The organism is Corallococcus sp. CA047B (assembly GCF_003612065.1).
GTDB lineage: Bacteria > Myxococcota > Myxococcia > Myxococcales > Myxococcaceae > Corallococcus > Corallococcus praedator.
The window spans coordinates 1-887 of the sequence record NZ_RAWD01000683.1 but is presented as its reverse complement, the minus strand read 5'-3'; the positions used below and the strand labels follow the sequence as shown (position 1 = coordinate 887).

Here is an 887-nt window from a genome sequence, read left to right as displayed (position 1 = left end):
CATCAGCACTCCCACGCGCTTGCCCATGTCGTTGATGCCTCCTTGGGCCTGCTCCAGAGCATGGATGATGCCACGCACCGGGGGTGGTCCCCGGCGCGGACATCGCGTGCAAGCGGCTGGAATGACGGGGGTTTCCGGGGTGCCGCCTGCCAGGAGGCAGCCGTGTCCGGGGAGACACGGCGCGGCCGGGGGGCCACGCGGGGAGGCGCCACGCGGGCCTTCGCGGCCCGGGCACCTCCACGGCGGGTGCAGCGGCCGGGAACCGGGTCAGAAGCCCGGAGCCCGGCCTGGAACCTCACCCGCCGTCGGCGAGGCCACCGTCGGTGAGCAGTCCACCGTCGGTGGTGCCGGCATCCGGGGTGCCGGCGTCAGGGGTTCCGGAATCCTGGACCCCCGCGTCGGTCGGGCCCGCGTCGGTCGCGGGGCTGTCCTCGGAGACACAGGCCTCGTTCCGGCAGACATAGCCCTCCAGGCACTGGCCCCGGTCGCAGGGCTGCCCTTCCGGGTCGAAGTCGACGAGCAGGCTGCAGGCGGACAACCCCAGCCCCAGAACCAGGGCCGAGGGAACGATGAGCGATGAAAGGCGAAGGCGCATGGCTAGTAGTTCCGGAGATCGTCATCGTCGAGCTTGGGACGCTGCTTCTTCTCTTCGTCGCGCTTGCGCTTCTCCTCTTCCTCGCGCTTGCGCTTCTCCTCCTCGTCCCGCTTCCGCTTCGCTTCCTCGTCGCGCTTGCGCTGTTCCTCCTGCTCGCGCTGCTCCTTCTTGAGGCGGGCCTCCTCCTCACGCTGGCGCTTCGCCTCGGCCTCGCGCTCCTTGCGCGTCAGCTTCTTCGCGGGCGCCGGCGGCTACCTCGCCTTCTACAAGGGGGGGCGCGGTTCGTCGTCCC

General features: G+C 70.8%; 2 protein-coding genes. One reads left to right on the top strand and one right to left on the bottom strand.

Features of this window, described 5'->3' with window-relative positions; all coding sequences use genetic code 11:
• Positions 1 to 295: 295 nt before the first annotated feature.
• A complete protein-coding gene (locus D7X74_RS42160; RefSeq protein ID WP_120538487.1) occupies positions 296 to 595 on the bottom strand; it encodes a hypothetical protein in 300 nt (99 codons plus the stop codon).
• Here D7X74_RS42160 and D7X74_RS43485 point away from each other — a divergent pair.
• The coding region (locus D7X74_RS43485; RefSeq protein WP_158622380.1) for a hypothetical protein at positions 577 to 887 on the top strand (311 nt) is incomplete at its 3' end. The genes D7X74_RS42160 and D7X74_RS43485 overlap by 19 nt on opposite strands.